Source organism: Burkholderia sp. AU15512 (assembly GCF_002223325.1).
Taxonomy (GTDB): Bacteria; Pseudomonadota; Gammaproteobacteria; order Burkholderiales; family Burkholderiaceae; genus Burkholderia.
Genome location: NZ_NKEX01000020.1, coordinates 1 through 967, shown reverse-complemented (window position 1 = coordinate 967; position 967 = coordinate 1). Strand labels below are relative to the sequence as shown.

1 protein-coding gene is annotated in these 967 nt (G+C 65.4%); it reads right to left on the bottom strand.

The genetic code is table 11. The features are described 5' to 3' along the window. The coding region (gene ccsB, locus CFB43_RS37465) for a c-type cytochrome biogenesis protein CcsB (RefSeq protein WP_089499096.1) at positions 1-967 on the bottom strand (967 nt) is incomplete at both ends.

Here is a 967-nt window from a genome sequence, read left to right as displayed (position 1 = left end):
CCGAGGAACGCGAAGGTCGTCACGAGCAGGCCCGTGAGCGCCCACCATGCGGCCACCGTGCCGCGCAGGCCCTTCATCAGGCGCATGTGCAGCCACGCCGCGTAGTTGAGCCACACGATCAGCGCCCAGGTTTCCTTCGGGTCCCAGCTCCAGTAGCCGCCCCATGCTTCGGCGGCCCACAGCGCGCCGAGGATCGTCGCGATCGTAAAGAACGCGAAACCGACCGCGATCGACTTGACCATCACGTCGTGGAGCACGTCGAGCGTCGGCAGGCGATCGGCGAGCACGCCGCGCTCCTTCATCAGGTACGCGACCGACACCATCGCCGACAGCGCGAAGCTGCCATAGCCGATGAAGTTCGCCGGCACGTGGATCTTCATCCACCAGCTCTGCAGCGCCGGCACGAGCGGCTGGATCTGCTGCGCGTCGCGCGCGACCGAGTACCACATCAGGAAGCCCACGGCCGCGCTGATCACCAGCAGCACGAACGCACCGAGCGCGCGCGTGCCGTAGTGGCCTTCGTAATACAGATAGAGCAGCGCGGTGATCAGGCTGAACAGCACGAACACTTCATACAGGTTCGATACCGGAATGTGCCCGACGTCCGCCCCGATCAGGTAGGACTCGTACCAGCGCACCATCAGGCCGGTGAAGCCCATCAGCACGGCGACCCACGTTAGCTTCTGGCCGATCGCGGAGCCCGACTCCGAGCGCGCGAGCAAGCCGATCCAGTAGAAAATCGTTGCGAGCACGAACAGCGCGCTCATCCACAGGATCGCCGACTGGCTCGACAGGAAGTACTTGAGGAAGAACGCCGAATCGGCGCGCGCGAGATCGCCCTGGTAGATCTGGATCGACAGCAGCGCCAGCACGGCGATCGACGCCATCATCAGCCGCGCGGGCTTCCAGCGCCAGCCGAGCGCGATGAGCGCCGGCACGGTGCCGATCATCACCGCCTTGTCGTAGT